Source organism: Tannerella sp. (genome assembly GCF_030528505.1).
Classification (GTDB): domain Bacteria; phylum Bacteroidota; class Bacteroidia; order Bacteroidales; family Tannerellaceae; genus Tannerella.
The window spans coordinates 1-4956 of record NZ_JAUMYS010000106.1; the positions used below are offsets into that span (position 1 = coordinate 1).

The following is a 4956-nucleotide window of genomic DNA, read 5'->3' on the forward strand; positions in this document are numbered from 1 at the left end:
ATACGCCGATTCCGATGCAACGCGGCGTATACGTCGTAACGCTTAAAGACGGTTCGGTACATAAGGTTATTGTGAAATAAAAAAGCAGCATTACAAAAAGCCTTGTGAAAGGCTACCGCTGCCAAGTTCTTAAAGATTGGGGAGGGGGAGTGTCGAAATGACACGCTCCCTCTTTCCATATGTGAAAAGTGAAGCCTTTCGGGCGTTGAGATGTTGAATTGTTTATTTGTTGAGTTGAACGCTAAACAACAAACAACTAAACAACTAAACGTCCGAAAGACTGACTGCTGAATACTGATGGCTGAATGCTAATGAGAATGACGACAGCTGACTGCTGATTGTCGCCCCACAACTAAACGCCCAATTCGAGCTTACTGAAAATCCGGATACGGCTCGTCTTCTTCTTCCTCGTTGTCGAGGTAGTCGATGGTATCGTCTTTTTCGGCAGCCGGGATGTCCCAGTCTTCCTCGTCGTCAATCGGGACGAAGCGCATGTCCATATCGCGGTGGACAATCTGTTCGGCGTCGTGGAAGGTTTCACGGTTCAGCTCGTTCCATAGCAGGTCTTTGAGTTCCGCGATTCCGGCACCCGTGACCGACGAAATAAAGAGGTGTGGAATGCCTGTCGGGAGTTCTTCGGCCAGCGCTTCCATCAGTTCGTCGTCGAGCAAATCGCTTTTCGTGATGGCCAGCACTTTGTTTTTGTTGGCCAGACCGGGATTATACTGTTCCAGTTCGTTGCGCAGAATCTCGTATTCTTTGCGGATATCGTCGGCATCGGCAGGAATCATAAACAGGAGCAGCGAGTTTCGCTCGATATGGCGCAGGAAGCGCAATCCCAGTCCTTTGCCTTCGCTGGCGCCTTCGATAATGCCGGGGATATCGGCCATGACGAACGAGCGGTTGTCGCGGTATTTGACGATACCCAGATTCGGTTCGAGGGTGGTAAACGGGTAATTGGCGATTTTCGGTTTGGCGGCCGAGACGACGGAGAGCAGCGTCGATTTCCCTGCGTTGGGGAAGCCAACGAGTCCGACGTCGGCCAGCAGTTTCAGTTGGAGCACGACCATTCGTTCCTGATAGGGTTCGCCGGGTTGTGCGTAGCGGGGCGCCTGATTCGTTGCGGTTTTAAAATGCACGTTGCCGCGTCCGCCGCGTCCGCCGCGCAGCAGCATCACCTGTTGGCCGTCGGTCGTAACGTCGCAGAGGTATTCGCCTGTTTCGGCGTCGAAGGCGACGGTGCCGCAGGGCACTTCGATGATGCGGTCTTCGCCGTCTTTACCGGTACTGCGTTTGCTGCTTCCTCCTTGTCCGGAGGTGGCGAGGATATGGCGTTCGAACTTGAGGTGGAGCAAGGTCCAGTAGTTGCGGTTGGCGCGCAGGTAGATATGTCCGCCCCGTCCGCCGTCGCCACCGTCGGGGCCTCCGCGCGGGATGTACTTCTCCCTCCGGAAATGGGCCGAGCCTGCCCCGCCTTTCCCCGAACGGCAATAAATTTTTACGTAGTCTACAAAGTTCGATTCGGCCATATAATTTTTTCAATGAGTGGGAAACGTTTTTTTCGGAAAACAAAAAAGGAACGGGAGGGTTAGTGTCCCGTTACTTTCTTTATCGCTTCGTCGATGCGGTTGAAAATATCTTCGATCGAGCCGGTTCCTTTGATGGCGGCATGTTTGCCTTCGCTGATGTAGTGTGTGGCCAGCGGGGCGGTTTGCGTATGGTACACATCGAGGCGTGACTGGATGGTTTCGAGGTTATCGTCCGAGCGTCCCGATATTTTGCCGCGTTCGAGGAGGCGGGCAATCAGTTCGTCGTCGTCGACTTGGAGATCGAGCAGGATCGAGACGTCCGTACCGCGTTCGTTGAGCATTTCTTTCAGGGCGATGGCTTGGGGGATGGTGCGGGGATATCCGTCGAAGATGACGCCTTTCGAGCCTTTTTTGTTGTCGAGGAATTCGCCCATGAGGCGAATAATCAGTTCGTCCGGAACCAGTTGGCCTTTGTCGATGTAGGTTTGGGCTGTTTTTCCCAGTTCGCTTCCTTCACGGATGGCGTTGCGCAGCATGTCGCCCGTCGAAATGTAATCGAGGCCGTAATGTTCGACCATCAGTTTGCTTTGTGTCCCTTTGCCTGAGCCGGGCGCACCGAAAATTACGATATTTAACATGAGTTCTTATAGATAAAATGTTGATTAATTGTCTCTGATTTGGTAGATGTCTCGTGTCGAGCGTCCGAGCCCATCGTAGTCGAGTCCGAATCCGACGATGAAGTCGTTTTCGATTTCCATGCCTACGTAGTCGGGTTTCAGGTCGCACTGGAGCGAGGCCGGTTTGATAAGCATCGTGGCCAGACGCACGTCGGTCGCGCCTTCTTCTTTGAGGCGGCGGGTGACGTAGTGCATCGTCAGTCCCGTATCGATGATGTCTTCGAGCAGGACGATGGGGCGGTTGCGGGTGTTGCTGCGGATGGGCAGCAGCTCTTTGACGATGCCGTCCGATTTCGTGCCGTGATACGATGAATAGGCGGCGAAGGTCAGTTCGCTGGTGACCGGGAGTTTACTCATCAGTTCGGCCACGAACATATAGGCTCCGTTGAGGATGCCTACGTAGAGAGGGTCTTTTCCTTCCATATCCCGGCGGATTTCTTCGGCCATCCGTTCGATGGCCCGGACGATTTCCTTTTCGGGGATATACAATTCGAACACCTTATCTTTCAGTCGGATTTGCTTCTTCATCGTTTCTTCGTTTTTGTTCAGGGGGGCAAAGATACATGATAATTTTCAGAATCGTATCAGGGCGAATGAAAATCGGGCGGTTGACGGTCGGAAGGAAGACCGGCGAAGGGGAGGTATGGTCAGGCTTTCATATCGAGGGTCGAGAGGTATTTTTCGATAAACTCGTTCGAAACGCCTGTCAGCTTGGCTTCGGCGTCGATACCGCATCGGAGGGCTTCGCGATTGAGCAGGTGAGCACATCCGGCTTCGCGGAAGAGAGTAGCCAGCTTTGAGCCGCGATCGAAGTCGGAAGCCAGAAACGTGCTGAGCCGGTCGATACAGAGAAATTTTTTATCGAGCGCTTTGAGTCCGGCATAGCTCGAGAGCATTTCGCCTTCGGGCGTATGGTCATAGGTGATGAAGTAGAAGGTGCGGATCACGATTTTGCGCTCTTTTGTAAAGTCGGCAAAGAAATAGCCTACTTTCTGTTCGAAGAGTTTGAAGGCGATCAGCAGCGAACCTTTGTACCAGTCGACGTCCCACTCAATGAAGCTGAGGTTCATGTACGTGTTGATTATCTGTGCGGCTACGCCGTCGAGCCGTTCGAACATGCGTACCACGGCATGTTCCTGTATATAGATTTCGTAGCGGCGATCGGGGTCCATGAGGATATAGGGATTGTTGGGAATACATGCCGAGTGCCAGTAGATTTCGTCATTCGGGCCGAGGGGGAAGCCTACGCGGTATAATTTGCGCCGTTCGCCTTTGCGGTCGGTGCCCCATATCCATTTAGGAGCACGCGAGGCCAGCCATGCGACATGCCCGATACGTTGATTGTATTCGTCGAGTTGCAGCCGGGTAATCCAGAGCAGGTGGATGCAGGGGTTGCAGAGCTGATAAAGTTGCAGCAGCAGACACGTACAGTACTGGTTGTTCATCCGGTCGAAAAGCCGGTTATACTCGTCGCTGAAATGCTCGTTTTCCATATCGATGAGGATGACGGTACCGTGTGCCTTAAACACGTTCAGAATGCGCTCTCGGCCGGCACGTTCCGAAGGTTTCCTCATCTCGATGCTCAGTTGCAGGGTCAGCGGCATCCACAATTCGAAGTAATCGGCACACGAAATCATGCGCGTCTCACCCTCCTGTTCCGAAAACGGAATCTTATGTCGCCCCATAAGGCGATAGAATTCGGTCTGAATAAACGCTTTGTAATTTCCATCCAAATCTCTTACCCCCGACGTATCCATGCGCAGTAACGCAGGACGCGCAAAATACAGCAACTTGAGCAGCTTTTTGTCGAAGAGCGGGATAGCCTCGGCGAAGCCCAAATGCTTCAGCAACGCAAACAAGCGCTTTACATAGTGGTTCTGTCGCCGCGCTTCGTCTGTCTTGCGGCGTTCGTGCTCCGTTTGTTTCGACTGTTTTCTTTTCTTCGACATAGCCGTAGATTCTTCGTTCGTTAACTTTCTCGCGCTAAAGATACGGATTCTTGTCCGGTAATCGTATAACAAACGTCGAAAAAAAACATTTCCGGCAGCCGAAAACCGAAAAAAACACCCGAAAACCTTGCATTTTAGCAGTCGAAATAGTATCTTTGGAGCGACCTGAATTTAAAAATAAAAAGTTATGGCAAAGAATTTGATTGATGTGGTCATACCCCAGGAGGTTGTGACACAGGTACAGGGAAGAGTGAACGAACTGCGCGAGTTACTGACGCCATATTTAGTCACGCTCACGAAAGAAGAGCGATCATCGTTGCCCAAAATGAGCGACAAGACGATGCCCTTCGTGAGCAAAACGGTCGAATACGTCGGTACCAATCCCAAGCTGATCCCGCCCATGATGGAGGCGCCGGAAATGATCAAGGACTTTGAACGTCATCAGGCACTGCAACCGATCTTTAACCTGATCGATCAGTTGGCCGACAACATTTCCGACACGATGATGATCAGCGGACACGAGGCCTACGTGCAGGCGCTGCTTTACTATTCGAGCGTGAAATTGGCAGCCAAACAAGGCGATCCTGATGCCAAATCGATTCAGGAAGACCTTGGTAAACGGTTTGTATTGCAGGGAAAACGTAAACCCGGCGCATGAAAGAACAGATTCTCCGGCAAGGAGTAACCGAATGGTAAAGAACCATACGAGCTATAAACGGAAAACGACCTGTTTATAGCTCGTTTTTGTGAGTATGAGTAAGCAAAAAGGTTACTCATGCCACCAAAAAGGTCACTCGTGTT

General features: G+C 51.8%; 5 protein-coding genes. 1 reads left to right on the forward strand and 4 read right to left on the reverse strand.

All coding sequences use genetic code 11. The features are described 5' to 3' along the window. Positions 1-371: 371 nt before the first annotated feature. The 4 genes from obgE to Q4A89_RS11555 form a co-directional block, all read right to left on the reverse strand. A complete protein-coding gene (obgE, locus tag Q4A89_RS11540) occupies positions 372-1529 on the reverse strand; it encodes a GTPase ObgE (RefSeq protein ID WP_303185651.1) in 1158 nt (385 codons plus the stop codon). 59 nt (positions 1530-1588) lie between these two features. Next, complete coding sequence (locus Q4A89_RS11545; protein ID WP_303185653.1) at positions 1589-2167, reverse strand: adenylate kinase; 579 nt, start codon at positions 2165-2167, stop codon at positions 1589-1591. Positions 2168-2191: 24 nt separating this feature from the next. Continuing rightward, positions 2192-2734 (reverse strand): phosphoribosyltransferase, encoded by a 543-nt coding sequence (locus tag Q4A89_RS11550; protein ID WP_303185654.1) that lies wholly within the window; start codon positions 2732-2734, stop codon positions 2192-2194. Between the two features lie 119 nt (positions 2735-2853). Next, complete coding sequence (locus tag Q4A89_RS11555) at positions 2854-4155, reverse strand: hypothetical protein (RefSeq protein WP_303185656.1); 1302 nt, start codon at positions 4153-4155, stop codon at positions 2854-2856. Positions 4156-4342: 187 nt separating this feature from the next. On the opposite strand from Q4A89_RS11555, the gene Q4A89_RS11560 reads away from it, so the two are divergent. Beyond that, positions 4343-4813, forward strand: a complete 471-nt coding sequence (locus Q4A89_RS11560; protein WP_303185657.1) for a hypothetical protein — start codon at positions 4343-4345, stop codon at positions 4811-4813. Positions 4814-4956 lie beyond the last annotated feature (143 nt).

Excerpts from the sequence above, each read along its gene's own strand:
- obgE (WP_303185651.1), bottom strand. The coding sequence starts at position 1,529 with ATGGCCGAATCGAACTTTGTAGACTACGTAAAAATTTATTGCCGTTCG.
- Q4A89_RS11545 (WP_303185653.1), bottom strand. The coding sequence starts at position 2,167 with ATGTTAAATATCGTAATTTTCGGTGCGCCCGGCTCAGGCAAAGGGACA.
- Q4A89_RS11550 (WP_303185654.1), bottom strand. The coding sequence starts at position 2,734 with ATGAAGAAGCAAATCCGACTGAAAGATAAGGTGTTCGAATTGTATATC.
- Q4A89_RS11555 (WP_303185656.1), bottom strand. The coding sequence starts at position 4,155 with ATGTCGAAGAAAAGAAAACAGTCGAAACAAACGGAGCACGAACGCCGC.
- Q4A89_RS11560 (WP_303185657.1), top strand. The coding sequence starts at position 4,343 with ATGGCAAAGAATTTGATTGATGTGGTCATACCCCAGGAGGTTGTGACA.